This window comes from Nitrosomonas oligotropha, assembly GCF_009833085.1.
GTDB classification, from domain to species: Bacteria; Pseudomonadota; Gammaproteobacteria; order Burkholderiales; family Nitrosomonadaceae; genus Nitrosomonas; species Nitrosomonas oligotropha.
This window is the reverse complement of sequence record NZ_QRBZ01000023.1, coordinates 30,435-56,831: the sequence shown is the minus strand read 5'-3', so window position 1 is coordinate 56,831 and position 26,397 is coordinate 30,435. Positions and strand designations below refer to the sequence as shown.

Below are 26,397 nucleotides of genomic sequence, written 5' to 3'. Positions count from 1 at the left end.
TTACGGTTTGCGTGTATTGATTTGCAACGTGACGATCAGCTCCGGCGCGGTGACTGGCCATTCCAGGATAAGCGTCGTTGCCTGCATAATTTTTTCAAACCCGCTTTCCGATTGCGACACCGAGAAATGCGGGTGAGCGCGTAATGTAACCGGGTGAGATGTCGTCAGTGTGACACTGCCGCCCAAGGTATCATCGTCGAGCGTAAGTTCGGATAGCCCGGTCAATTCGAGCCACTGGCCAAAGCCGCCGGGAATTTTACCCTGATAAATATAGCGTCCGCCGACACCATCGCAGCTCGGCATCGCCAAGTTGATTTCGGTGCTGAAGCTGTGCGCCAGCTTGGCGGTGAAATGATAAGTAACTTGCAGCCGGTTGCCGTCCAGCAGAATCAGTTTATGCACCGGATAGGCGGTGTTTTCCGACTGGAAATGGTTGTTTTCAAGCGCCGAGGCCAAAGAGCGGTAGGTGATGAACATGCCATCCAGGCGGTCGACGAACAGATTGCGCGGATGGTCGTCCGGCACAATGTCTTCGGCGCTGATTTCATGCTTGTAGCTGATCCGGTCATGCGCGGAGGCGATGCCGCTGGCTGTTTGGCTGGATGGAGCGCCCGCGCCCGGTAGAATTTTTTGATAATAGTGTTCGACCTGGCAGCGCAAGGTATCGCCAAAATTATGCCGGAGCGGATAGGCATCCAGCTCGCAAATACTGGCAAACTGATCCAGTTTCAGCACGGCTTGCAGAACACCATTGTGTAAATAAGTTTCTTCCACGCCGTCCAGATCGGTGTCTTCGGTGAAATACGCCGCGCGCGGCGCGCACGCATCGAGCAACGCTTCCAGTTCAACCAGCGCGTTGTACACGGCGCGGCGCAGGTGTGGCAGGTACAGCCCGCCGAACAGGCCGTGCCAGTAGGCATCGTTGGCTTGTGATTCGTAAAGCTTTTGCTGCATCAGTGCGCTGCGATGTTTTTCCGGCAGCGCGTTCAACCGTGCCGATAGGCTCAGCATGCGCTTATGCATCCAGTTGGATTCCGGGTAGCGCGAGAAGAAGTTTTTCCAGATGCCGCCGCGTAAAAACGCTTTTTTGTGTTCGTACCAGCCACTGGTTTTGGCTTGCTGCACCAGATCCGCGTAAGTATTGGCGGATGACGCGGGCAAGGTCCATTCGTTCATTTCAATGTATGAAACCGTGGGCAGGTAGACGATGCCGCGGGTTTTTTCGCTGGCGTGATATTCGCTGTAGTGCTGCGTACTGATTTTGTCCGAAGCCAGCACGCTTTGAATAAAACGCTCGAGCCAGCCTTTTTCGTATACCCACTGGTAGGTTTCCGGCCAGATACCGAATTTTTCGATGTCATCGAAATAAATCGCTGCCGCACGGGTGTTTTGCGCATGCTGACCGGCGAGCGATTCCAGATAGGCGATGGTTTCCTCGACCGGGGAAAACGGAATTTTGTAGCGCAGCGATTCGGAAATAGGGAATAAGTCGAGCTTATGGGAATCTTCCTCGGTGGTGAAATAACCGTTTAATTCCTCCGGTGTTTTGCCTGCGCAGAGAAAATGGTAGTCGTCCACGGTGACATAGCGGATGCCGCAATCCGCCAGCGACGGAACGACGGTGGATTCCCACACGCGTTCGGTGAGCCATGCGCCTTGCGGGCGTTGACCGAATTTTGCCGCCAATTTATTGGAGAAGGCATCAATCTGCCCGGTGCGGTCGCGGTTGGGAATGACCGCCAGTACCGGCTCGGTATCGCCAGCGCCGAATAACTCCACTTGCCGCCGCGCGACCATGTCGTGCAGTAACGCCACATCATCGGGAAAACGTTGTAGCAGGTAATCGAGCAGCCAGCCGGAGAAATGCACGGAAAAACGGAAATCCGGATAGCGGTGCAGCACCTGCAGAAACGGTTTGTAACAGCGCAGATGCGCGTCTTCGAGCACTTCGGGAAAATTACCGACGGGCTGGTGTGCATGCACACCGAAAAGTAGCGATACACGTTGTGACATTCAATGATCCTGGTAGTCGTTTTTAAAAACCAGCGCGACCGCACACCCGGCTCCATAACTGCGCGATGCAGTTGGAGCTGATCAGATGTTATGAAGACCGCCGCATGGCGCTGCTTGCTTCGTTTTGCTCATTGCCTTTGCTAATCGATTCCTGTAATGCCGGCGGTACCGGCAGTTTAAGTAAGCGATACAGATTCATCAGGTTCAACCGGAACAGATGATCGAAACTGGCGACCGAATGCGCCGGATTGTAATCGCCAAACCACCAGAACCAGTCCGAGCTTTCGCAGGAGGCCAATTGCCGGCTGGCTTCGATTTTCTTTTCATCGCTTAAACGATCGCTTTGCATCACCAGGTCAAAACTCTGTTTGGCGGCGCAGAGCATATCCCAGGCATGATTCTTTTCCTTGTCGCCGATCCAGGTTGAGAAGGTGCCATATACCCAGCTACCGGCCGCCAGCGTTGGCAATATTCTAATAATATTGGTTTTCTCCGTATCGGCGATATAGTTCCGGTACGTCGTGGTGCGGATAAACGGATGGTTCTCGAGCAAACCGTAGAGATCGTCGAGAAAATAAAAGCCATTATAAGGGTACGACTCCCAGGCGTTTTCTCCATCCAGAATCACGCTGACCACCGGATTCTCGCCAGCGGCAGTGCCATGGTAGATCCGCTCCAGCGATTGGATAAAATTTTCCGCGGCATCGCGGCCAAACCATTTGGCGTATTCAAAGCCGATCAAATCGGACAACTGGTCGTCGCGGAAAAAGCAGGTGACTTGCCCGGATTCTCCATCGACTTGGTAGGGGCGGTATAAATACTCGTTGCGGTCCGGTAACGGCGCATCCGGATAAGAAGCGTGCAAGCTATTGGCCAGTACGCCTTCGCCGCTGGCGCTCCATTGGCAATTTTGCTCGGCAAAGATTTTCAGTAACGCCGACGACAAAGCGCCTTCGGCCGGCCATATGCCGGTGGGTTGCTCATTGAAACGCTGAGTGTGACTGGAGATAGCCGAAGAAAGATGAAACGCGACACGGCTGCGGCCGCCCGGATACAGTTGGTGCTCCGGTAGCGTCACGCCGGGTTGACTGTCCCGGGCGGAAGCGAAATCGATCAGTAGCGGTGCGAGCGGATGATAATGCGGCGTGGTGGATAACTCGATCTGGCCGGATTCGGCAAGTTTGCGGTAGCGCGGGATCAGTTCGCGGATCAATTCACCGATCAGATTGAACAGTTGCAAGCGGTTTTCGTAGCTGAATTCCTGGCTTTGCGCCATCATTTTCATCACAAACTCGTTGTTGCGGCGCACGCTTTCGCCCATCCACGCCAAGTGATACCACACCAGCAAATCGGCTAAATATTGCCCGGAGAAGTAAGTCAGTTCGCTTTCGCTGCGTTTGTTGAACATCTGGTAGAGCTCGTGCAAACGCTTATAGGCCGGATACGGTTGCAGCATGGTGGTGTGGTTGCTGAGGAAACAGCTGTCGAACACGTATAAGCGATCATGGATGGAAATGTGTTCCAAGTCGGGCGTTGCTAACAAACGCAGCAAAGGGCTACGGATTTGCCCGGTGGAGAATTGCGTGGAGAAATCCTCCAATTGATCCAGCAGCACCGGCACAAAATTAATCACCGCTTTGGTGCGCGGGTGCATTTCCAGATGATACGCCATGTCGGTATAGTCCTTGATGGCATGGAGATATACCCACGGCAACACAAATTCGTTGGTGACATAATCCCGGTAGTCCGGCTGGTGCATGTGCCACAGTAAAACTAGATTTAATTGCTTCATTTAAAAATGGTGATACCCGCTGAATTATTGTTATTAGAGAGGTGTTTCATCGGTTACGTTCGTCAGACCGGGTCAGCAGGCCTTGTGGATTTCATGTCCCAGCATTTCGGGGGTGATCAAGGTAATACCTCTGTCGGTGACATAAAACCGCTTGCGATCCTCATCGGGATCATAGCCCACCACCAATCCTTCGGGAATGACGCATTTTTTTTCCACCACCACACGGCGCAAGCGCGCATGCCGGCCGACCACCACATCGGGCAGTATGACCGAGTCTTCCACACTGCTGAAACTATTCACTTTGACATTGGAAAACAGCAAGGAACGGCGCACCGTCGCGCCACTGATAATGCAACCGCCCGATACCGAAGAATCCAAGGCTTGGCCGCGGCGGTCGTCGTCGTCGAAAACGAACTTGGCGGGCGGTAATTGTTCCTGATGCGTCCAGATGGGCCAGTCGGCATCGTATAAATTGAGCTGCGGGGTGACGCTGACGAGATCGACGTTGGCTTCCCAATACGCGTCGATCGTTCCCACATCGCGCCAGTACGGCACTGTATCCGATGCCATGTTGACGCAACTGTTTTGGAAGCGGTGCGCGAAGACGCGGTAGCGTGGCACCAGGTAAGGAATCAGGTCTTTGCCGAAATCGTGCGATGAGTCCTGAGTTTGATGATCGCGGATCAATTGCTGGTAGAGAAATGCGGCGTTGAACACATAAATGCCCATGCTTGCCAGCGCTTTTTCCGGTTGACCCGGTATCGGCGCCGGATGTGCCGGTTTTTCGGTAAAGCTGGTGACCTGCCAGGCCGCATTGACACCCATCACCCCGAAAGCGGTGGCTTCTTCCAGCGGAACTTCGAGGCAAGCCACCGTCATATCCGCGCCTTTTTGGATATGCTCGGCCAGCAGTTTGCTGTAATCCATTTTGTAAATGTGATCGCCGCCCAGAATCATTACGTATTTGGCCGCGTGGCGCTGCATGATGTCGATATTCTGAAAAATCGCATCGGCTGTGCCCTGATACCAGGTTTCATCGGCTGTGCGCTGCTGCGCGGGTAACAGTTCGATAAATTCCTTGAAGCGGCCATCGAGAAAACTCCAGCCGTGCTGGATATGGCGGATCAGGCTCTGAGCCTTGTACTGCGTGACCACGCCGATGCGCCGGAAACCCGAGTTGACGCAATTGGAAAGCGGGAAATCGATGATGCGGAATTTGCCGCCAAAGGGAACCGCCGGTTTGGCGCGCCAATCGGTCAGTTGATGCAAGCGGCTGCCGCGTCCTCCGGCCAGAATCAGTGCCAGAGTGTCGTGCGAAATATTGCTGTGGAAGTGACTGCCGGTTTTGTTTTGCGCCTGGGATTCACCGGCATAGTGCGGTTCATTATGATTGTCCATCGCGATGTCCCTTTCTAATGCATGTCGATATAGTATCGTATTATGGCACTTTCTCACATCAAGCTTTCGGTTCAATTGTCTTAAGTCAAAGAGCAGACACGTTATAATTCACGAGATATCAGCCAACCGGTCAACTAATGTGATTACAGTCAGAAAAACCAATGTCATGCAAAATGCGTTGCTCGATGCGCGCTTGCACGATCCTTATGCCTACCTCGGGCTGCACCGTGAGCAGGGTCAAACACTGGTGCGGGTGTTCCGTCCCTATGACGTACAGGTGTGGATCAGGACGGCGGCCGGTTTTGAGCCGATGCAGCGCATCCATCCGGATGGGATTTTTGAGTGGCGCGGAGACACTGCGCCTGCTATGCCTTACCGTTTGCGCATCGAGAAAAAAGGGGAGCGGCATATCGTTTATGAGTTATTCGATCCGTACGCTTTTGCACCGCAAATTTCCGATCACGATTTGTACTTGTTCAACGAAGGCAAGTTATGGCAGACGTATCGCACCCTTGGCGCGCATTCTGTCAGCAATGCCGGGGTGAAAGGCATGCGTTTCGCGGTGTGGGCGCCGAATGCGGAGCGCGTCAGCGTGGTCGGCGATTTCAATCGCTGGGACGGGCGCATGCATCCCATGCGCGTGCATCACGCCAGCGGTGTCTGGGAATTGTTCATTCCGGAATTGCCGCCCGGTTCATTGTATAAATTCGAGATTCGCAACCGCGCCAGCGGTGAAGTCCTGATCAAAACAGATCCTTATGCCCAGCGCTTTGAACTGCGCCCCCAGACGGCGGCATTGGCGCCTGCGGATAGCGGTTTTGACTGGCACGATGCGGCATGGATGACCCATCGCGAGAACTGGGACTGGCTGCACGCGCCGCTGAATATTTTTGAGATGCACGCCGGTTCGTGGAAGCGTCATCCCGATGGGCGTTTTTATAACTACCGCGAGCTGGCGCAGCATCTGCTGCCCTATGTGGTGGACATGGGCTACACGCATATCGAACTGATGCCAGTTTCGGAACATCCGCTGGACGAATCGTGGGGGTACCAGACCACCGGCTATTTTGCCGTCACCAGCCGTTATGGCTCACCGGATGATTTCCGCTTTTTTGTCGATGCCTGCCATCAAGCGGGAATCGGCGTGATGCTCGACTGGGTGCCCGCGCATTTTCCACAGGATGCGTTCGCGCTGGCGCGCTTCGACGGCACGGCGTTGTACGAGCATGAAGACCCGCGCCTGGGATTTCACCAGGACTGGGGCACGTACATTTTCAATTACGGGCGCAACGAAGTGAAGTCGTTTCTGCTGTCCAGCGCACATTACTGGCTGTCCGAATTTCATCTGGATGGATTGCGCGTCGACGCGGTCGCTTCGATGCTGTACCTCGATTACTCGCGCAAAGAAGGCGAATGGCTGCCGAACAAATACGGCGGCCGGGAGAACCTGGAAGCGATCGATTTCCTGCGCGATCTGAACGTCCTGGTACACGGCGAATTTCCCGGCGCGCTGACACTGGCGGAAGAATCCACCGCCTGGCCGGCAGTGTCGCGCCCGACCTACGTCGGCGGCCTGGGGTTTTCGATGAAATGGAACATGGGCTGGATGCACGATACCTTATCGTATATGCGCCAAGACCCCATTTACCGGCGCTATCATCAGGATCAACTCACGTTCAGCCAGCTCTATGCGTACAGCGAAAACTTTGTCCTGCCGTTCTCGCACGATGAAGTCGTGCACGGCAAAGGCTCGCTACTCAACAAAATGCCTGGCGACGATTGGCAGAAATTCGCCAATGTGCGCCTGTTATTGACCTATCAAATGACCTGTCCGGGCAAAAAACTCACTTTCATGGGCAACGAATTCGCGCAGCGGCAGGAATGGCGTGTAAGCGCCGAGCTGGACTGGGGTTTGCTGCAACAACCCTTGCATGCCGGCGTGCAAGCCGCGCAGCGCGATTTGAATCGCTGCTATCAAAACACCCTGGCCTTGCATCAACTCGACTTCGCCGCCGAAGGCTTTCAATGGATCGACTGCCAGGATGCCGATCAATCCACCATCAGCTACCTGCGGCGCGGCAAAGACGGCACATTCGTGCTGGTCATCCTCAACTTCACCCCCGTTCCGCGCAACGGCTACCGCATCGGCGTTCCCGCCAGCGGTACGTATCAGGAAGTTTTCAACAGCGACTCCGCCTATTACGGTGGCAGCAATGTTGGCAATTTAGGCAGCATCGCCAGCGTGCAAATGCCCTGGATGGGATTTGCTGATTCGATTGCGATTACGTTGCCGCCGCTGGCGGGGGTTGTTTTTTCTTTACAGCAACAGTGAACGCAATTCTTACCGGCCAAAGTAGATACATTAAAACTTAATATATGGTGATTCGAAGCAACTAAAGCTATATTTAGTCCTAATAATCGCACTCAATATAAGATGACTTATAAATTTGACATTTTTGTTTCATATCGCAGAACGGAAACAATTGGGGGATGGGTGAAAAATCATCTGGTACCGCGACTCCAGTTAAGATTAAATGAAATCGCACCCAGAAATGTTGAGGTCTTCTGTGATTTCAAAATGGCTGACGGCGTTAACTTTCCTGCCGAGCTGAGAAATAAAATAAAAGCTTCGGGCTTGCTACTGAGTATCTGGTCAGCCGATTATTTCCGATCCACGTGGTGCATGGCCGAATGGGTAAGCTTTCGCGAACGACAGAAGCAGCTTGGTCTTTTTACTGATGATCATACTCAGGGACTTGTTTATCCAATTCGCTATTCGGATGGCGATTATTTCCATCCAGAAGCGAAAATCGTGCAATACCGGAAGGATTTTTCACAGCTGAACTATCCCGACGAAGCCTTTAGAAACACTCCGAAATATTTGGAATTCGATGATTTGGTAAAACAAGTGGCGGAGGATTTGGTTGCGAGGTTGAATGATATTCCAGCCTGGCGTGCAGATTTTCCGATTGCTGAACTGCCGGTACTGGAGCCCACAACGATGCAACGTCCGGTGATCTGAGATGGCAGGGAATGTTGTTACCTTTTATTCGTACAAAGGCGGTGTCGGCAGGAGTTTTGCACTGGCCAATGTGGCTGTTATTTTGGCGCAATGGGGTGCTCGGGTATTGGTCGTCGATTGGGATATCGAGGCGCCCGGTTTGAATCACTACTTTGCACCACCGTACACCGCAGAAATGAAAGCCGGTGTTCTGGATTTTCTGGAAGATTGCCGGCAGGATAAACCGCAATCTCTGAGCGCTTACACAAGCGCGGTAGAGTTGCCCGATATTATCGGGCATTTAGAGATCATGCCAGCCGCATCGTCAAACGGTGCCGATTACACGGCGATCGTGCAGAAACTCAATTGGGATGAATTGTATAGTGCCCACAATCTTGGTGAACACTTGGAAACGCTGAGGTCTAGCTGGTTAGAGTCGTTTGATGTGGTGCTTGTCGATAGCCGTACTGGCGTGACTGATTTTAGCGGCCTAACAACAGCGCAACTGCCGGACATTCTTGCTTTTATGTTTACAGCAAACGAGCAAAGTTTAAAAGGCTGTGCCGATGTTGTTACGCGAGCCATGAATGCAAGAAGACAACTGCCGCTGGATCGTCCCGCGCTTTTACCTTTGCCAATCCCGGCACGCTTTGAACAGCGCGAAGAATACGATCGTGCTCAACAATGGCGGGAACGTTTCAAAAAAGAATTAACGCCCTTTCTGGAAAATTGGATGCCACAGGGTATTGATCCATTGAAACTGATCGATTTATTAACGATTCCTTATGTGCCGCGCTGGACGTTCGGCGAAGACCTTGCAGCAGTGCACGAAGCGGCGGGTAGCAGCGGTACACGGACATCCAGTCAAGCGGCCGGTTATGCGTGTGAGACGATTGCAGCATTAATACTGCAAAAATTTGCGAATGTGGATTTACTGGTTTCCAGCCGGGAAGAATATATTCATGCCGCTCGTTCCGTTGCAAAGAATTTGCAAAAAAAGGCTGGAAAAGTTGCAAAAGTATATATCTCCTATCTACAAGAATATGCGGATACGGTTCGGCAGCTTGTCGAATCGCTGCGCAAGATGGGTGGCAAAGATATTGAGGTGTTAGGATTTCCGAAAGAATCTGATTCGGTCGATCTGGATAAGGCGTTTTTGTCCGAAGCTGAATCAGCGGATGCATACATCGTGGTAATTGGTCAGGCCTACTACAATACCTCGGCGCAACAGCTTGAGATCGAGCAATTACTGCGCTTTAGCTTAAGAAGCGCTAAACCAAAAACGATTATTCCAATCGTGTTGTCCGATGCAAATTATGTATTTGCCAGAACCCGTCTGGCGGATTTTAATGCGATTTTTCTTGATCCGCAAAATTGGCATGAGGAGCAAATTTATCCCGTGCTGCGGCGTGTGCTAGACGTTACTGGAGACGATGAAGCACTTACATCCATGTCTTCGAGGCAACACGATTCGACACTGACAATAGATATTTTTATCGCCTATGCCCGCCAAGACTTTCCCGTTGCGGAACGGCTTGCACGAAAATTGGAAGCACAAGGATGGACGGTATTTCTGGATCGGCAAACTGCATTAGGCAGGCAGTGGCATAAGCAAATCGAACGTGCACTGCATGCTGCGCGTGCTGTAGTGGTGCTGTGGTCTTCGGCTTCTAGGGAAAGCGACTTTGTTTTAGAAGAGGCGGAATACGGCAAACGCAAAGACATTTTGTTTCCGGTATTGATTGAGTCAGTAGAATATCCCTACGGGTTTGGCCGAATAGCTGCCGCAGATCTTGCCGGATGGAAAAATCAAGCGAAATATCCTGGATTGACCGAGCTTCTGGATTCATTGCGGTTGCATTTTAGCTCCAAGACTTTCCGCGATAAGCTCAAATCCGGTGGCGAAGGGCCATTGCTGACGGTCATTCCCGCAGGCCGTTTTTTGATGGGATCGCCCGGTAGTGAATCCAATCGATTAGCCCGTGAAGGGCCGCAACATGAAGTAACCATTGCACAACCTATTGCACTCGGCGTTTATGCGGTCACTTTTGCTGAATACGATCGCTTTTGCGAAGCAACCGGCAGAAAACCACCTGCTGATAATGATTGGGGGCGGGAAAACCGCCCGGTGATCAACGTTTCTTGGCACGATGCGCAAGCGTACTGTGCCTGGTTGAGCGAACAGACTGGTCAATTGTATCGTCTGCCGAGCGAAGCGGAATGGGAATACGCTTGCCGCGCCGGAACCCAAGCACCATTCCAAACCGGGGAAACGATTAATCCCGATCAAGCCAATTTTGCCCAGAAACATGAAAAAACATTACCGGTTGGGTCGTTTGCGCCGAATGCGTTCGGCTTATACGACATGCACGGCAATGTCTGGGAATGGATGCAGGATTGCTGGCATGAGAATTATCACAATGCACCGGATGACGGCTCCGTTTGGCTGGAGAAAGACGGTGGCGATTGCAGCCGCCGGGTGGTTCGGGGCGGTTCGTGGCTCGACATTCCACAGAACCTGCGATCGGCTTTCCGTTTCAGGGGCAGCACCGATGGGACGTACAACTACCTGGGTTTTCGTATCGCCAGGGTTTTTTGATCTTTGTTCTTTGTGCTTTTGCCCTTTGCGGGGTGCAGGGGCGTAGCCCCTGCCGGTTTTTCGGTTCTGTGGAGCGAATCAAGCAAAGCGCCATAGACCGGAGTTTTGATCACAAATACCCCATCGGTATCGCATCCACATTATCGGATACCGGTATCAGGGTATTCGCAAAACAGATCACTCCGCCATGCCCAACCGGCGTGTTGAGGTTTTCGAGCATGCTAAATCCTTTAAATTTCATATTGTGAAGTGCAGCGGTTTTTTTGATTTCGACTGGGTAGAGTATTCCGTTCTCCTCAATAAGCAGATCGATTTCCCGCTTTTCCTTGTCGCGGTAGAAATAGATCCGGGGGCTGCGGCTATGATGCAAGTAGGACTTGATGATTTCCGTGATAACCCAGGTTTCCAATATCGCGCCTGACATTGCGCCGCGCTCCAGAACATCGGCATTCAACCAGCCAGTCAAATAAGCGCAAAGACCGGTATCCATGAAATACAGTTTGGGTGTTTTGACCAGCCGTTTGGTGCGGTTGTTAAAATAGGGCTGGAGTAAGTAGACAATCCCGGAGGCGTGCAGAACATTCAGCCATGTTTTAATCGTCACTTCGCTGACGCCGGTATCCCTTGCCATATCCGCATAATTGATGAGTTGGCCGGTGCGCGCGGCGGCAATTTGCATGAATTTGTGAAAAGCGGCTGTGTCGTTGATATTCAGATACTCCCGCACATCCCGCTGGATATACGTGGAAACATAGGAACTGTAGAATTGTTCCCAGTGCTGATCGTTGCGTTGCGCCACCATGTCCGGGTACGAGCCGCGCCATATTTTGTGATAGGCTTCCGGCACGGTTAGCGGTTTTGCGGTTTTCTGGCGGGATTTGAGTAATACCAGATCGGGCAGAAATGGCGGATCGTCGCTACGGCCTTGTTCTTCCGCTAATGAAATGCCTTGCAGTTGCAGCAGCGCGACGCGTCCCGCCAGCGATTCCGTGACATTCTTCATCATGTCGAATTGTTGCGATCCTGTGAGCCAAAACAGTCCATTTTGTTTGGTTTTATCAACCGTCATTTTGATGTAAGGAAACAGGTCCGGTGCGTACTGTACTTCATCAATCAGAACCGGAAGATTCAGTCTGTCGATGAAGCTTGCCGGGTCTTGCTGCGCGGCCATGCGCAGGGAGAGATCGTCCAGCGTGATATAAGTGCGCGATGGTTCCCGGATATCTTGCAATAGCGTGGTTTTGCCAACCTGACGTGGTCCGGTTAGTAAAATGACTTTAAAGCGAGAACTCGCTTCTAAAATCGCTTTACCGAGAGTGCGTGTGATATTTTTGTCCATGTTCCGGCTAATCCAAAGTCAGACTTCAGAATAGTCGGGGAAAAACCTGATGTCAATCCGATTAATGGGTAATGAGTTATCTTAATCTGCTGGAATAATGGCGCTACGCATAGAGACCTATGCAAGTTTGGTTATTGAATTTGAGAGGGATCGTACACCGGCTGAAACGTGTTGCCAGAAGCCAGTTTTATAGGTGGATGGTGTCCACCGGATTCTCTAGTTATAGTGGATGAAGCAATATTTATCCACCCTATAATTGTTTAAATCTCATCGCACCGCCACAATTGCGCCGCGCCGCGTACGCCGGAGCTGTCGCCGTGGATGTTTTTCAGAATCGGCGTGATGAGCTGGTCGTTGAACACGTAATGCGCGACGCGGTTTCGGCCTTCGCTGTAGAGCCGGTCGATGTTGGAAAGTCCGCCGCCCAATACGATGGCGTCGGGGTCGAGGATGTTGATGACCATCGCCAGGGCGCGGCCAAAGCGGTCGAAGAAACGTTGCATGGCGGCTTCCGCCAAGGCATCGCCTTGGGCTGCTAAAGTTACGATATCGTTGGCTTTGAATGCGCGATTGCCGCCGTGTCGGTGATAATCGGCGGCCAGGCCGGGGCCGGAGATCAGGGTCTCGACGCAACCTTTCTGGCCGCAGTAGCAGTCCGGCCCATTCCATTCCAGGATATTGTGCCCCCATTCGCCGCCGATGTGCTGGCGGCCTGGGTGCAATTGCCCGTTGAACACGATGCCGCCGCCCACGCCGGTGCCCATGATGACGCCGAACACCACGCCGTAACCTTTGCCTGTGCCGTCCAGCGCTTCACTCAGGGCGAAGCAATTGGCGTCGTTGGCGATGCGCAACGGGCGTTCCAATATGTTCTGCAAATCCTCCAGCAGCGGTTGATCGTTCAGGCAAACGGTATTGGAATTTTTCATCTTGCCGGTTACCGCCGAAATGGCGCCGGGCGTGCCGATACCGACCGGGCAGCGTGTACCGGCTTCCGCTTCCAGATCGCGGACGAGTTGCCGCAGGGTTTGCAGGATGGCGGAATAACCTTCCGCTTGCCGTGTGTCCACGCGCTTTCTCAGCAGCTCGTTGCCGCTGCGGTCGAGCACCACGCCTTCTATTTTTGTACCGCCCAGATCAATACCGATACGCATGCATAAATCTCAATGATTGTTTTTCAAGTTATTGCGCGGGAGTCTTCAGAGCGATTGCCGGTTGTCCAACGCGCCGCGCATGAAGATCAATGCGCCTTTGCCGGTCGAGATCGGGCGGGATTCGCAGCCCACCGGCGCGAGTTGCCAATCGCCGCTGCGCAGCAACGTATCGCCGAAGAATGCATCGCCTTCGAGCAACAGGCATTCTTCATCGTGCGCGAGTAACGGTTGCGGTGTGGTCCAGCACGCATCGGCGGCGATGCGGATCAGCGCCGAGTGGGTATGGCCATCGTCGTATAACGGTTTGCTGGAGACGCCGGGCGCTACGTCCGACCATTCGCCTTCGGTGGCGCGGATGGTGATCAATTCGCGGCCTTCGCCGGGCAGGAACGCGGTGAGCAGATCGCGTGCGACTTCCGCAGTGTGGCCTACCGGTATGCCGCGCAAGTACAGCAGCGCGCCGCTTTCCGATGAGATTTTGCCATGCCGGCTGCCCGCGCGGGCCAAATGATAATCGCCGGTACTCACTCTGAGGTCTCCGAGACTGGCCGATCCGCGCAATACTACGCATTCTTCGTCTTCATGATGGCGGTGCATCGGCAGGCTGGCGCCGGGCTCGAGATCGAGCAGGAAAGCGCGGCTGTTTTTATCCAGCGTTTTGGCGCGCACGCCGGGGCGGATCTTGCGCCACTGGCCTTGATCGCTGCGCACCGTGATGCGCGACGATTCCGCAGCCGTGCTGGCATGAATGCGCTGAAAAAGCTGTGTGCGGATTTTTGCGCGTTGTTGTGTGCTCGGCTGCAACGACGCCAATCCCTCCAGCAAAGCCGATTCGACTTTTTCCGCGTCTTGCGGATTGTCCGGGTCTAATGAGTAGGGTTTTTTCATCGTTCAAAGCCTTTGATTAAATCGTCTTCCAGCACCTCGTGCAGCTGTTTCAGGGCGCGGCGGATATGCGACTTCACCGTGCCCAGCGCCATGCCCGTGAAAACGGTGATCTCCTCGTGCGTCAAGCCGCGGAAGAAAGCCATCGCGACCAATTGCCGCTGTACCGGTTCGAGCTGCTGCAACGCCTGATTTAATTTCAGATTATGCTGCGTAGCCGCCAGCAAATCTTGCGGATCGCCGTCGTGCGAAGGCTCATGGGCTAATAGAAGCTCCGGTTCCTCGCAAAGTTCAGCATGATCTTCCTTGCGCAAGTAATCCAATGCCCGGCTGCGCGCGATCGTCAACAGCCATGCGATGACATTGCCGCGCTGCGCATCGAAACGCGGCGCTTCGCGCCACAACTGCCAATACACATCCTCACTCACTTCTTCCGCCGCTTGCGGATTACGTGTGATCCGCAGCGCGATGCCATAAACGCGCGCCAGCGTTGCTTCGTATAGCTCCGCCAATGCTTGTTCGTCATGCCCGGCGATAGCGGTGACCCACGCATGCATTTGCGCATCGTCGGCATTACAGTCACTGCGGTTGGTAGCGCTTGTTGCCACTGCTGATCAAACCCTAATCATTATGATTAACCGTGTTCATTTCTTGTGCTGAAATATATCATCAGATGCGTTCGCGTTTGATTTTTCCTCGCTTCCTGGTTCAAGCAGCGAATGACCGTCACACCAGAAATTGCTGATAATACGGCGTGGTAAACCGGCTGCGCGCCAGTTTTCTGGGGATATGCACATCTCCCGGTTGCAGCCATTGCGGGTTCCTCCTCAGTGTCATTTGGCTGAATAGACATGTCAGGCCAGTAAGGTGTATCGCTGGATGTCCGGTGCCTGAGCCAGCAGGGGTGTTATTTCTGCCAGCGCTTGCTGAATATGCGGCGTGCCGAAGTGTGCGGCGATGGCATTTTCGTCTGTCCATTCTTCGATGAACAAAAATGTAGCGGGGTTATTACGATGGTGCAATAACTGGTAGCTCAAGCACCCAGCTTCCTGGCGTGTGGGCGCGACGATTTTTTGCAAAATCGTTTGTACTTGCGGAATTTTGTCTGTGTGCGCGATGACGTGCGCAACGACTTTGATAGTTTGCTTCGGCATGAAATTTTCCCTCCTCCGGTTGATGAGCTATCTCAAGCGATATGAAAGCGATCGCTTCTACAAACCTATACGAAGGAATCTGCGGTTTGGATGCAGCGGACTATGACTGCTGCATGATTGAGTGAACCGGCTTTCTCTCACGAGTGCGATTTAAGTGTCTGTATATGGATTGAATATGCGGAAATTCCAAAAATCTTGTGATGGTTTGCATCCAAATTTCACGTGGCTGCGTATTGTGCAATGGAGGCACCCGGAAAATACTTTCCGGGGATTCCACGGACTGCCAGTGAGAGCGGAAACGCGCACTGGAGACAATAACGTGAAATGAATGAACAGGAGAGGAAATCATGATGTTTGCACAATCAAGACAAGTTTCACCGGAATGGGTTAAATATCTCGCAATCGCTCTGATTTGCGCGCTCGTTGCTATCGATGGCATCGGTTCGGTTATGGCCGATCAAATCAAGACCGGCGTTCAGCAAACGGATGCCAGTGACAGCACGGACGAACCGCGCCTCGTGATCAGAAGCGATTCGGTTGCGGCCAGGTTGGGAGGGTATTATGGCATTTTGGCGTTTTTGCATAACTATGCCGTGCCTGCTTTATTGTCCGATCGTGAAATCGCATCGTTCTTTGGCAATTTGACGGAAACCCCCGTGGATATTTCGCAGTGCCTGGCTATGATGCTGGATCATGACTTGGGCGGTTCTTCACGGCATGACGGCACTGTGCTCGATACCGGCCATAAGTGCCGCGGTTCGATGCCTAAGATTCACAAGGGGCGCAATATTCCGGACAGAACAATTACAAAATTCATTCAAATCATCGGTCAACAAGCCGAGCTGGCCGGTATCAGCGAAGCCGATATCAAAGCCGTTGCCAAGGTGCTTGAACAAAAGCGCGCCGGGGTGCGTAACAAATAATTCAATTCCGGCCGGTTTGATGCCCCGCTCCGTGTAGCGGGGTTTTTTATTGCGGTTGAAAGTAGAACGCTATTGCATGGAATGCAAACCGATCATGTTGCCTTCGGTGTCGCGGATCAAAGCGATAAAGCCATAGGGGCCGATGGACATTTTTTCGCGCATTAGATGTCCTCCCGCAGAGGCGGTGCGCGCCGCTTCAATGGCACAGTCCGTACAGGAGAAATAGACCAGTACGGCATTTCCGCCGGATGGCCCGTCCGCCATTTTCACCAGCGCACCCGATGCGCCCATTTGACCTTTAATCATGGGAAAACTCCACAGCTCAACCGGAATTCCCGCAGGACTCTCCAGCCGCTCCAGCTTTGTTTGGAAAACCGATTCATAAAAACGCTTGGCGCGATCCATATCCTGCACGTAAATTTCAAACCATCCTACGGGATTATTATTCATGTGAATTTCTCCTTTGCGGGTTTATTGTTTCGAACGGATTTTTATCTTAACCAAGGCCTGAACATCCTCGACTTGGATGCACAATAGAGCATCCAAATATCCAGTCAACCGGGCTGGCATTGAACAAGATTACCATTTACCCAGCAGCGTGCAAAGCATGTGTGGGCTGCGTTATTTTGGTGTTTTTCATACCGTTTTTTCCCTCTCGAACTATTCCCGAGTAAAAAAGTCAGATATTTTGTTGGCTTTCATTTTTGATTATGATAAAATTTATTATCCATTGAAAAAAGGTCTTATATTTCATGACCTTGAATGGATTGTGGTTAATGATAACTACAACAGGAACTGTGGTTTTGATGGGTAAAACGCACTATTTTCCTTGCCAAAAAAACTATAGTTTTTTTTCTGATTCACAATTAATGAAGGAGAGAAATATGATCACAAGTGTCGTGATTTTTTCGACAAACGCCCGAGCGCGGAGGGTTTCTATGATGTCAAGTGCAATGGCATTGCTGTCATACACAAAAGCTTTCCCAACCTACACTGAACCTTGGAGGAATTAAAATGACATTATTGATATACGATTGGAAAAAATCGATCAAAAAAGCACTGAAAGTATTTTCACTATTCTTAACAATTTCCATTTTATCCGCTTGCGCACACATGAGTTCCGTCGCTGCGCCAGTCGGAATTTCCAATAATGATCATGATGCTCTAGTTAAGTATTATGAGGATATAGGGAGAGAAACCAAAGCAAGGTTGCGGGAGAATAAAAAAGTTCTCAGAGAGTATGAAGCGCATCCTTATTACTTTGGCAGACAAGGTCTAGAAGCTCAATCGCATGCATCAGCAAACGTTCGTGAATACGAAAAGGCTTTGCGGGAAATTCAGATACATGCTGATTTCCATAGAAAAATGGCGTTAGAGCAAAAGGGCGAAGTAATAAATAAAGCGAAAGCTAATCAAGATCGTGACCTCACTTCAAAGAGTCCAGAGAGTTCTGTGAACAAAGGCCTTTGAGTAAGTAACGAACAACCACCGAATTTTTCGGTGGTTGGTCTTTAAGACCTGCAACAAAAAACCTGCAACATCGATTTCCAGTCAAAACCCTGATTTAAAGCTACTTCTTAAAAGGGAAGCACAAAATCCAGCGTGAATAAAATCTGATCCTTATGGCCAGCGAACGGTTTGTACGCAACAGTACGATAGGCATCCACACTGTCATAGCGGATATTCGGCCGGATGGTAAGCTTTTTCAGATGATCCCATCGAAGTTTTAACGTTTTAGCCGCTTTCCAGTTCAATCCCACCGTGGCCGCGTAATAATCGGCAGGCGCAACCGTCACGTTGCTGATATTTCCCGCATAGCTTACCGGCACGCCATGGACAATATTGGTTGCCGCTGCGATCCGGAATGGCGAAGGATTGCGGAATCCGTCTCTGTCGCGAAACCATTCGCCACGAAATCCGATCGATACATTTTCAGTCAGATCGTAGTACAGATGCGTCACCAATCCCATCCACTGGGTATCTTTGACTACATTGGCGTATTTCAGATTGTTCAATAGAATGCCATCCGCAAACCCATGCACATGATGCAAGACCAGTAAGGTTTTGGGATTGATTTTGTGTTGCAGCACGAGGTTAAACATTCCCCACGATTCACTGCTGTGTGTTGAGGTTTCGCCGTAAGTGCCAGTGGCATTGAACGATGTGGCTTGGTTGTCACTTTTCCAGGTGAAACCGGCAATTCCGCTCCAGTTGCCCAGCTGTTTGTCCCAGCCGCCATCCCAGCCTCCGGTGGCGCTGCCGGTTACGGCGCTGCCCAGAATCGACCAATTTTTATCGATGATATAACTGGCTTGTAAACCGGTATGGGTGAAAGGTTCACCGGCATTAAAAGAATAAGCGCGCGTGTAAAAGAAATTGTCGGGTGCCGGAACTGTTTCAAAACCGGTCGGGGAGTAAAAATGACCTGCCCTGATATTAATGCCTTTTCTGCCAATGGGCACATGGGCTTCCAAATAAGCTTGCGGCAACGCGATGCCGTAGGTTCTGGTAGAAGCGCAACACAAGCCGAGATCCCAGTTGCTGCGCTTGAGCGCTTCGCCGGTATTAACATCAAAAGTGGGTACGCCAAAGGCTTGAGTGAAAACGGCATCGGTTCCGAACAGGAAATCGAATCGCCCGCCAAAATCCCATTTGTTGGTCTCGGAAACCACTTGACGTTGAATGAACGTGTTGAATTGATTCAACTGAAAACGATTGGCCTGATCGGCGAAAGCAACCGGTCCATTAAAGCCGTCTGACTGACTCGGATTAAAGGTTGCACCGCCATTCACCCATCCGCCGAATTCCACCCGGCTGTCTTTAATGAAATTCTTTAGATTGCTTAAATTGCTGGCATGGAGTGGAGCGGGGGAAGCAACAAATTGAAAAATACTGCTTGCCGCGGCAAGCAACAGCCATTTTGAATATTTCATCTTTCACTGGCGATAATAGAGGTTCATTAATGAGTTACGACGGCCTGAAAATACCGGGCGGGATAATAACTGATTTTACCGGTTTCATGGTGAATAGATACCGCGAACGAGGTAATACGCTGCATTGCGGGCCGCTACTCCGGGGCAACCGGAGTAGCGGTTATCGTATTCACCGGGTGATTTCCGAGATCCCGGTTCCGGCCGGTTACAACCACACCATCAACCCCATCTCCAGCGGATGAGTCAGTAGCGGATGATGTGGGTAAATGCGGATGAAATACTCCTGCTTGCCGCATAATTCCGGGGTCAGTTTGAGTTCGAACAAGTGCTCGTCCGAATCCTCGATGCCGGTAAAGGTAAACTTGAAATGGTTGAAATTGCACAGCCGTGTGGTCTTGAACTGGCGGCAGATCAATAATTCAATGACGACATCCTCAGGCGCCAGATTGTTCAGTTTTGCCGCAACCTTGAAATTCATCGCTTCGTCAAAATCGATGCGTTCGCACGGCGCATCCAGCCGGCGTAACGTGACACCGTGCCATGCTTGTTTGATTTTGGCTTTCCATGCGGCGATATTTTTTGCTTCCGTGAATTGATTGGCGGAGTAGAGCGCGCCTTTGGTGCTGGCCGGGCGGTAGAATTGGGTTACGTATTCATCCACCATACGGGTCGCGTTATAGCGCGGCAGCAGCGAGATCATCGAATGCTTGGCCATTTTGACCCAGCCCGGCGAATAGCCGAGCTTGCCGTGGTTGTAATACAACGGAATCACCTGATCTTGGAGGATTTCATACAATGCGCGGCTTTCTTCCTGATCACGCACAACGCCTTCCATATCTTCCGGGCCGGGTTTGATCGCCCAGCCGTTTTTGCCGTCGTAACCTTCCCCCCACCAGCCATCGAGCACACTCAGATTGATCGCGCCATTGATACCCGCTTTCATGCCCGAGGTGCCGCTGGCTTCCAATGGATAAATCGGATTGTTCAGCCAGACGTCGACACCGGCGACCAGCCGCCGGGCCAGGCGCAAGTCGTACCCTTCAACTAACAGCAGCCGTCCCTCAAACTCGGGAAAGTTGGCAACCTGGCTGATGCGCCGGATTAAGTCCTGACCCGGCACATCGGCGGGATGCGCTTTTCCGGCGAACAGCAACAGCACCGGGCGTTCCTGATCCAGGATGATTTTCCGCAGCCAGTCGAGGTTTTCAAATAACAACGTTGCGCGTTTATAGGTGGCGAAGCGGCGCGCGAAGCCCAGTGTCAACACATTCGGGTTGATCGGATCGACAAACTTCAGCAACCGGTCGAGATGCGCTTCGGAGCCGCGATTCCGGGCGTTTTGTTCGGTGATGCGCGAACGGATGCCGTAAAACATTTGCGATTTCAGCGATTGCCGCACGCTCCAGAACAAATGATCCGGTATCGTATCGATGCGTGACCAATACTCGGTGTCGCACATTTTGTTGCGCCATTCATGACCGAGATAACGGTCGAACAGATCGGACCATTCCTGCGCCAGGAAAGTCGGCACATGCACGCCGTTGGTGATATACGACATCGGGTTTTCTTCCGGCTCGATCTGCGGCCACAAATCGCGGCAGATATTCGCCGACACGCCGCCGTGTATCTTGCTGACGCCGTTATGCGTGCGCGAGCCGTGAATCGCCAGCGCTGTCATATTGAAATCCGGGCTGCCGGGCACATGGCCGAGTGCCATGAATTCTTCCCGTGTAATATTCAATCCACGGTAAAAATTGTCAAAATAGGTCTGCATCATTTCCGCGTTGAAATAGTCATGCCCGGCAGGCACCGCGGTGTGCGTGGTAAAAACGGTATTGACTGCGACGCTTTCCAGGGCGCTGGCAAAATCCAGCCCTTGCTGCACCCGGTTGTAAATCCGTTCAAGAATCATGAACGCAGCATGTCCTTCGTTGATATGCCAAACCGTCGGTTGGATGCCGAGCGCCTGCAATGCGCGCACACCGCCCATGCCGAGAATGATTTCCTGCTCGATCCGCATGGTTCTGTCGCCGCCGTATAGATTGTGCGTGATGTATCGATCTTGCGGCGAATTCTCCGGCAAATCGGTATCGAGCAGATACAGCGTGACGTGGCCGATTTTCGCTTGCCAGATTTTTGCGGTCACTTGCCGGTGCAGCAACGGCACTTCGATCTGCAAGCCCGAACCATCCGGACGTAGTACCGGCGTGACGGGCAGATCCTCGAAATCGGAAATGGTATAGGTGACTTGCTGATTGCCCTTGCTATCGATGGTTTGAAAGAAATACCCTTGGCGGTACAGCAGGCCGATGGCGACGAAAGGCAAATGTAAATCGCTCGCGGCTTTGCAGTGGTCACCGGCGAGAATGCCCAAACCGCCGGAATAAATCGGCAGGCTTTCGTGGAAACCGAATTCAAAGCAGAAATAAGCCACCTGATCTTGCGAGTTCAATCCGCCCTTGCTGTTTTGCAGTGCCGAAGCATCATGGTAGGAGTCGTACGTCGACAGAATGCTATTGTAGGTGGCGAGAAAAACCCGGTCTTCGGTCGCTTTCAGCAACACCGATTCGTCCACACGTTTCAGAAACGCCTTCGGGTTATGGCCTACCGCTTCCCATAAATACGGATCGAGCCGGGAAAACAGCGTGCGCGTGGCGCGATCCCAGCTGTACCAGAGATTATTGGCCAACTCTTCCAGGCGCTTCAGACGCGGGGGTATTTTAGGATTAACGGTGATGGTGAAGGCGGTACGCGGAAACATGCAGGCTCTCCTTGCTGAGAATGATCGTTGCTATGATACACCCAGCACCGGCTAATTGATTGGATTTGCAGGCGGGAATCCGCTAGCGCGGTACGTTGGGTGCGGATTTTAGGGAATTTACGGGCCGTTATCGAGCAACCGGCGGGCTTCCTGCCGTGCCCCCAGTAAGCCGATGGCAGGGTTGGTGACGACATGCACCGGAATTTCGTGCAGCAATGCCGAGAATCTTCCTTTTGCGTGAAAGGCATACATAAACCCGCCGCCGCTCAGTATATCGATAATTTTCGGCGCGATGCCACCCGCGATATAAACACCGCCGCGGCATAAACCAGCCAGTGCGAGATTACCTGCATACGCGCCATAAATCTCAGCAAATAATTCGAGCGCCTGGATCGCAACCGGATGTTTTTGCGTTTGCGCCAACGCAGCGATGGTACCGCCGCTATCTTCTTCCAGCGGGATGGGCGGTAAATCTGAAGATGCCGCTGCGTTCTGTTGCAAAAATTTAAAAATATTCGTGAGCCCCGCGCCGGATAACAAACGCTCCACCGACACATGCCCGAATCGCTGTTGCAGCGATTCCAACAAGGCAATCTGCAACGCAGTGACCGGCGCAAAATCGATATGACCCGCCTCGGTGGGCCATGCAAGGTAGCGGTTGTTTACCGGGGTGAGCCATGCCACCCCCATTCCAGTACCCGCGCCCAATACGACACGCATCGCCTGCGCATGCGGCTTTCCGGTTTGCAGTGTGATCAGATCACTGCCGGGTAAATTTTCAACCGCCAGCGCAACGGCTTCAAAATCATTGATCAGTTTCACCGATGGAATCGAGAAGGCATGCGCGATGTCCGCACTGCCGATCTGCCAGGGTAAATTGGTCAGAGTGGCCTGTTGACCGGCAATGGGACCCGCCATGGCAAAGCAGGCCGCTGCGGGTGGATTGGCTGCGGCGGTCTGCTTGAAGAATGCTTCGAGCATACTGGAGAAAGTCGCGAAAGCCGTGCTGTCGTAGCGCTGCGTGCAGCGCTCATGGATCTGGCCATCGGCGGTAATTTCAGCCATTTGCAGAATGGTTTTGGTGCCGCCGATATCGCCGTAGATGAGCTGTTTGTTCACGTGCCGATCAATCCTCGAAACCTGTACACAAGCCAAGCGGATAGTATACAGCCGCGCGCGTGTTTTGATTGCCTTTGCTGCCGTTTGACTTACAATCGTGGTTTCAGTACATTTTTTGCACGCCAACTGAGAGTTGAGAGACATTATGATTGATCCCTTGATTATCGCTAAAACCAAGCAATCCGATTTGGCGCTGTTGCCCGCGATGGCCACGCGGCACGGCTGCATTACCGGCGCGACCGGCACCGGCAAGACGGTGACGCTGCAAAAGCTGGCGGAAAGTTTTTCCAGCATCGGCGTGCCGGTATTCATGGCGGATATCAAAGGCGACTTGACCGGCATCTGCAAGCCCGGAACCTTGTTCGCGAAAATGCAAGCCCGTTTGGACATGCTGCATCTGGATGCGCCGCAATGGGAAGGCTTTCCGGTGACGTTGTGGGATGTATTACAGGAAAACGGCCACCCGATTCGCGCGACGATTTCCGATATGGGGCCGCTGCTGCTGTCGCGCTTGCTGAATCTGAATGAAACGCAGGAAGGCGTGCTCACTTTGGTATTTAAAGTGGCCGACGATAATGGTCTGCTTCTGCTCGATCTGAAGGATTTGCGCGCCTTGCTGCAATTTGTCGGTGACAATGCGGATCAGTTCAAAACCCAATACGGCAACGTGTCGCCCGCTTCGATCGGCGCTATCCAGCGCAGTCTGCTGCAAATAGAAAAGCAGGGCGGCGGCAAATTCTTCGGCGAGCCGATGCTGAATATCGATGACTTGATGCAAACCATTGACGGCAAAGGCGTCGTCAATATTCTGGCCGCCGATAAATTGTTGAACTCACCGCGGCTGTATAGCACCTTTTTGCTGTGGATGCTTTCCGAGCTGTACGAAAATCTGCCAGAAACCGGCGACCGCGAGAAGCCTAAGCTGGTGTTTTTTTTCGATGAAGCGCATTTGTTGTTCAGCATGGCGTCGCCCGCGCTGCTGGAGAAAATCGAGCAAGTCGTGCGGTTGATCCGCTCCAAAGGCGTCGGCGTTTATTTCGTCACGCAGAATCCTTTCGATATTCCCGAGAAAGTGCTGAGCCAGCTCGGCAATCGCGTGCAGCATGCGTTACGCGCCTTTACCCCGCGCGATCAGAAAGCGGTGAATGCGATTGCCGAAACCATGCGGCCCAATCCGAAATTGAATGTCAAACAAGCCATTCTCGAGCTGTCCGTTGGCGAGGCGTTGGTTTCGTTTCTCGATGCCGACGGTTCGCCCTGCGTGACCGAGCGCGCCATGATATTGCCGCCGGTCAGCCAAATTGGCCCGATTACGGCGGACGAACGCAACGAACTGATACAGTCGTCGATTGTAGCCGGTGTGTACGAGCAGGAAATCGACCGCGAAAGTGCTTTTGAATTGCTGCAAGCACGCGGCGGTGCTGAAAAACCGCTGGGTCATTCAGCGCAAACGGGCGGCTCCGGAAGTGTGCGCAAACCTGCGGGCGAGGGCGTGCTGGCCGATCTGGGCGATTTGCTGCTGGGTTCAACCGGTAAGCGTGGCGGGCGGCGGGAAAGCGTGCTTGATGCTTTTGCAAAAAGCGCCGCCCGTTCGGTGGGTTCGTCCATTGCACGCGAAATTACCCGTGGTTTGCTTGGGTCGATATTGGGGCAGAAGCGGCGTTAAGGAAGCTCTGAAAAATGACTGCGCTCGTTCAAGCTGCGTTGAAATCAAGCTCAAAATGCTCATTTACTCATTGTAAATTGCGCTTTTTCACTTGATTTCGCCTTGCCTGAGCATCGCTCGCTACCTTTTTCAGAGCTTCCTTGGTCAGTGCGGCTTTGTTTTTAATCCTAAAAAAGATAACAAAAGCATCTCTTAAGGAGGGAAATGGAACATGAAGAAAATCGTCAGCGCGTTGTTCTTGTACCTGAATGTCGGCCTTGCTCAGGCTGCCGGTCCCTACGACGGTATCTGGACCATCGATGGCTTGCCGGAAGCGGGCTATTTAATGACCTCGGAGAATAGCGGCAAACTGATCTTTGTCGGACTCAATCCGCCCGATTTCGACGGCAATAGACGCTGGGGCGCGTCGTGGGGTGACATCAAGGACGGCACGGTGCGGCTGACTCGCTTAATCAATGATAATATCGATGCCGTCACCGATGTCGTTTTTACTTCACCGACGACATTAACGCTGACCCAGAAATCATGCCGCCCGATCAATCCCAATTATGTCTGCTCACTGCCAAATGGTGTGCCTTTTGCGGCCACCAAGATTTGGTAAAAACGGATCACTATATTCCTATGCACACCATCATGAAATCACTGCTCGTCGTACCCATCCTGCTGCTGGCCGGTTGCACTTCATATTCGATCTACGGCGGCGACCCTGCGCAGCGGCAATTGCGCAACCAATGGTCAGCCAACTACGAGCTATGCGAACGCTTAACCGTCGCGACGCTAGCGCCTGAGAAAATCCGCGCAGAGTGGACCAATGAAATTACCGGCAGAAGCGTGGATTGCACCCTGTATGCGGCAACCACGCATACCGCGGTGAACCGCGATATGCCGTTCGTACGCTGGAGCACGCACTGGACTGCGCCGAGAATGACTTCAACCGTACCTGCGCCGAGTCAATTGATTCATGCGCGGTGAGTTTTTATTCTGATTTTTTTCATTATTTTTTAAGGGCATTTTTTATTAGTTGGAAGGCCTGAAGGCGATGATATTCGGCTTGCCGATCAAGGTCGCTTGGGTTTCGCAAGTAACCATTAAAGTAAAATATGATCCGCCAGAATTCTTCCATTTGACTATACAGGGACTCAAGATCTGATTTTCTATAGGCAAAAAGGTGGGGTTTGAGTCTTGCGTGACGATCATTTTCAAATTTACCATTTGCTTCGTTTGCAAGTACCTCTACTTGGAAATGGATGTGATGTTTAAGCTCAATCCAGAAAAGAATATCTGCGTCGTCTGGACATATACCAAAGCAGCCATGCGCAAGATCATTACGCTGATTCTCTAATGAGCTATATACCTGTAAGATGGCCTCAAAAACTTGTTTTTCTTTACCAGAAAGCTTGTGTTTTGCAGCAGCATTCAATGCTTCTCGTTGGTTGCTTGCTTTCCGAAGTGTAAGAAAGACCTCTAGAGCTGCTTCGGTTTCTGTGCCTAGTAATATCCCGAGCAAATTTCCCATCTCATTATCTACATGCGACCATAGAGAAATGCACTTCCCGATAACGGCACATAACTCAGGCCTTTCTTTTACAACAAGCGCGCCTATAGTGTATTTGAATCTTGAATATGTAGGTAGGTAAGGCTGTCTTGGCATTGATCACCT

At 52.1% G+C, this 26,397-nt stretch carries 22 protein-coding genes; 9 read left to right on the top strand and 13 right to left on the bottom strand.

The genetic code is table 11. From position 1 onward, the window contains the following. The 3 genes from ABD07_RS07380 to glgC all read right to left on the bottom strand — a co-directional run bounded on the left by ABD07_RS07380 (position 1) and on the right by glgC (position 5,203). The gene (locus ABD07_RS07380) at positions 1-2,013 is read right to left on the bottom strand and encodes an alpha-amylase/4-alpha-glucanotransferase domain-containing protein (protein ID WP_160817762.1); all 2,013 of its coding nucleotides are present in this window, start codon (positions 2,011-2,013) and stop codon (positions 1-3) included. An 88-nt stretch (positions 2,014-2,101) separates the two neighbouring features. After that, positions 2,102-3,805 carry a glycoside hydrolase family 57 protein gene (locus ABD07_RS07375; protein WP_160817761.1) on the bottom strand — a complete coding sequence of 568 codons (1,704 nt, stop codon included), beginning with the start codon at positions 3,803-3,805 and terminating at the stop codon, positions 2,102-2,104. Between the two features lie 72 nt (positions 3,806-3,877). Further along, positions 3,878-5,203, bottom strand: a complete 1,326-nt coding sequence (glgC, locus tag ABD07_RS07370) for a glucose-1-phosphate adenylyltransferase (protein ID WP_160817760.1) — start codon at positions 5,201-5,203, stop codon at positions 3,878-3,880. Between the two features lie 166 nt (positions 5,204-5,369). Here glgC and glgB point away from each other — a divergent pair, with 166 nt between their 5' ends. From glgB to ABD07_RS07355, 3 genes are all read left to right on the top strand, one after another. After that, complete coding sequence (gene glgB, locus ABD07_RS07365) at positions 5,370-7,535, top strand: 1,4-alpha-glucan branching protein GlgB (protein ID WP_160817804.1); 2,166 nt, start codon at positions 5,370-5,372, stop codon at positions 7,533-7,535. 102 nt (positions 7,536-7,637) lie between these two features. Further along, on the top strand, positions 7,638-8,225 hold the full coding sequence (locus tag ABD07_RS07360; protein WP_160817759.1) for a toll/interleukin-1 receptor domain-containing protein: 588 nt from the start codon (positions 7,638-7,640) through the stop codon (positions 8,223-8,225). A gap of 1 nt (position 8,226) precedes the next feature. After that, positions 8,227-10,803: an SUMF1/EgtB/PvdO family nonheme iron enzyme gene (locus ABD07_RS07355; RefSeq protein ID WP_160817758.1), complete on the top strand. Its 2,577-nt coding sequence runs from the start codon at positions 8,227-8,229 to the stop codon at positions 10,801-10,803. A 109-nt stretch (positions 10,804-10,912) separates the two neighbouring features. Here ABD07_RS07355 and ABD07_RS07350 read toward each other — a convergent pair whose 3' ends face one another. The 5 genes from ABD07_RS07350 to ABD07_RS07330 all read right to left on the bottom strand — a co-directional run bounded on the left by ABD07_RS07350 (position 10,913) and on the right by ABD07_RS07330 (position 15,335). Beyond that, positions 10,913-12,142, bottom strand: a complete 1,230-nt coding sequence (locus tag ABD07_RS07350) for an ATP-binding protein (RefSeq protein WP_160817757.1) — start codon at positions 12,140-12,142, stop codon at positions 10,913-10,915. Positions 12,143-12,402: 260 nt separating this feature from the next. Continuing rightward, positions 12,403-13,296: an ROK family protein gene (locus tag ABD07_RS07345; protein WP_160817756.1), complete on the bottom strand. Its 894-nt coding sequence runs from the start codon at positions 13,294-13,296 to the stop codon at positions 12,403-12,405. 45 nt (positions 13,297-13,341) lie between these two features. Continuing rightward, positions 13,342-14,184 (bottom strand): cupin domain-containing protein, encoded by an 843-nt coding sequence (locus ABD07_RS07340; RefSeq protein ID WP_160817755.1) that lies wholly within the window; start codon positions 14,182-14,184, stop codon positions 13,342-13,344. Continuing rightward, positions 14,181-14,789, bottom strand: a complete 609-nt coding sequence (locus tag ABD07_RS07335) for a sigma-70 family RNA polymerase sigma factor (protein ID WP_205010669.1) — start codon at positions 14,787-14,789, stop codon at positions 14,181-14,183. The genes ABD07_RS07340 and ABD07_RS07335 overlap by 4 nt, the downstream gene beginning before the upstream one ends. Positions 14,790-15,035: 246 nt before the next feature. Next, complete coding sequence (locus tag ABD07_RS07330; protein WP_160817754.1) at positions 15,036-15,335, bottom strand: putative quinol monooxygenase; 300 nt, start codon at positions 15,333-15,335, stop codon at positions 15,036-15,038. Between the two features lie 347 nt (positions 15,336-15,682). On the opposite strand from ABD07_RS07330, the gene ABD07_RS07325 reads away from it, so the two are divergent. Continuing rightward, on the top strand, positions 15,683-16,258 hold the full coding sequence (locus ABD07_RS07325) for a hypothetical protein (protein WP_160817753.1): 576 nt from the start codon (positions 15,683-15,685) through the stop codon (positions 16,256-16,258). Between the two features lie 69 nt (positions 16,259-16,327). Here ABD07_RS07325 and ABD07_RS07320 read toward each other — a convergent pair whose 3' ends face one another. Further along, on the bottom strand, positions 16,328-16,708 hold the full coding sequence (locus tag ABD07_RS07320) for a VOC family protein (RefSeq protein ID WP_160817752.1): 381 nt from the start codon (positions 16,706-16,708) through the stop codon (positions 16,328-16,330). Between the two features lie 564 nt (positions 16,709-17,272). Here ABD07_RS07320 and ABD07_RS07315 point away from each other — a divergent pair. Next, the gene (locus ABD07_RS07315) at positions 17,273-17,728 is read left to right on the top strand and encodes a hypothetical protein (protein ID WP_240142469.1); all 456 of its coding nucleotides are present in this window, start codon (positions 17,273-17,275) and stop codon (positions 17,726-17,728) included. A 107-nt stretch (positions 17,729-17,835) separates the two neighbouring features. Here the strand turns inward: ABD07_RS07315 and ABD07_RS07310 are convergent, their stop codons facing one another. Next, positions 17,836-19,191, bottom strand: a complete 1,356-nt coding sequence (locus ABD07_RS07310) for a porin (RefSeq protein ID WP_160817751.1) — start codon at positions 19,189-19,191, stop codon at positions 17,836-17,838. 29 nt (positions 19,192-19,220) lie between these two features. Here ABD07_RS07310 and ABD07_RS07305 point away from each other — a divergent pair, with 29 nt between their 5' ends. Continuing rightward, on the top strand, positions 19,221-19,433 hold the full coding sequence (locus ABD07_RS07305) for a hypothetical protein (protein WP_160817750.1): 213 nt from the start codon (positions 19,221-19,223) through the stop codon (positions 19,431-19,433). On the opposite strand, the gene glgP is transcribed toward ABD07_RS07305, so the two are convergent. Together glgP and glk are read right to left on the bottom strand one after the other, a co-directional pair. Further along, complete coding sequence (glgP, locus tag ABD07_RS07300; RefSeq protein WP_160817749.1) at positions 19,397-21,952, bottom strand: alpha-glucan family phosphorylase; 2,556 nt, start codon at positions 21,950-21,952, stop codon at positions 19,397-19,399. The genes ABD07_RS07305 and glgP overlap by 37 nt on opposite strands. Positions 21,953-22,069: 117 nt before the next feature. Continuing rightward, positions 22,070-23,071, bottom strand: a complete 1,002-nt coding sequence (gene glk, locus ABD07_RS07295; RefSeq protein ID WP_338040563.1) for a glucokinase — start codon at positions 23,069-23,071, stop codon at positions 22,070-22,072. Between the two features lie 145 nt (positions 23,072-23,216). Between glk and ABD07_RS07290 the strand changes: the two genes are divergently transcribed. From ABD07_RS07290 to ABD07_RS07280, 3 genes are all read left to right on the top strand, one after another. Beyond that, entirely contained in the window at positions 23,217-24,737 is a 1,521-nt protein-coding gene (locus tag ABD07_RS07290; RefSeq protein WP_160817747.1) for a helicase HerA-like domain-containing protein, read from the top strand. A gap of 211 nt (positions 24,738-24,948) precedes the next feature. Continuing rightward, positions 24,949-25,338 carry a hypothetical protein gene (locus ABD07_RS07285; protein ID WP_160817746.1) on the top strand — a complete coding sequence of 130 codons (390 nt, stop codon included), beginning with the start codon at positions 24,949-24,951 and terminating at the stop codon, positions 25,336-25,338. A 32-nt stretch (positions 25,339-25,370) separates the two neighbouring features. Beyond that, a complete protein-coding gene (locus ABD07_RS07280; protein WP_160817745.1) occupies positions 25,371-25,709 on the top strand; it encodes a hypothetical protein in 339 nt (112 codons plus the stop codon). A 22-nt stretch (positions 25,710-25,731) separates the two neighbouring features. On the opposite strand, the gene ABD07_RS07275 is transcribed toward ABD07_RS07280, so the two are convergent. After that, positions 25,732-26,388 carry a hypothetical protein gene (locus ABD07_RS07275; RefSeq protein ID WP_160817744.1) on the bottom strand — a complete coding sequence of 219 codons (657 nt, stop codon included), beginning with the start codon at positions 26,386-26,388 and terminating at the stop codon, positions 25,732-25,734. Positions 26,389-26,397 lie beyond the last annotated feature (9 nt).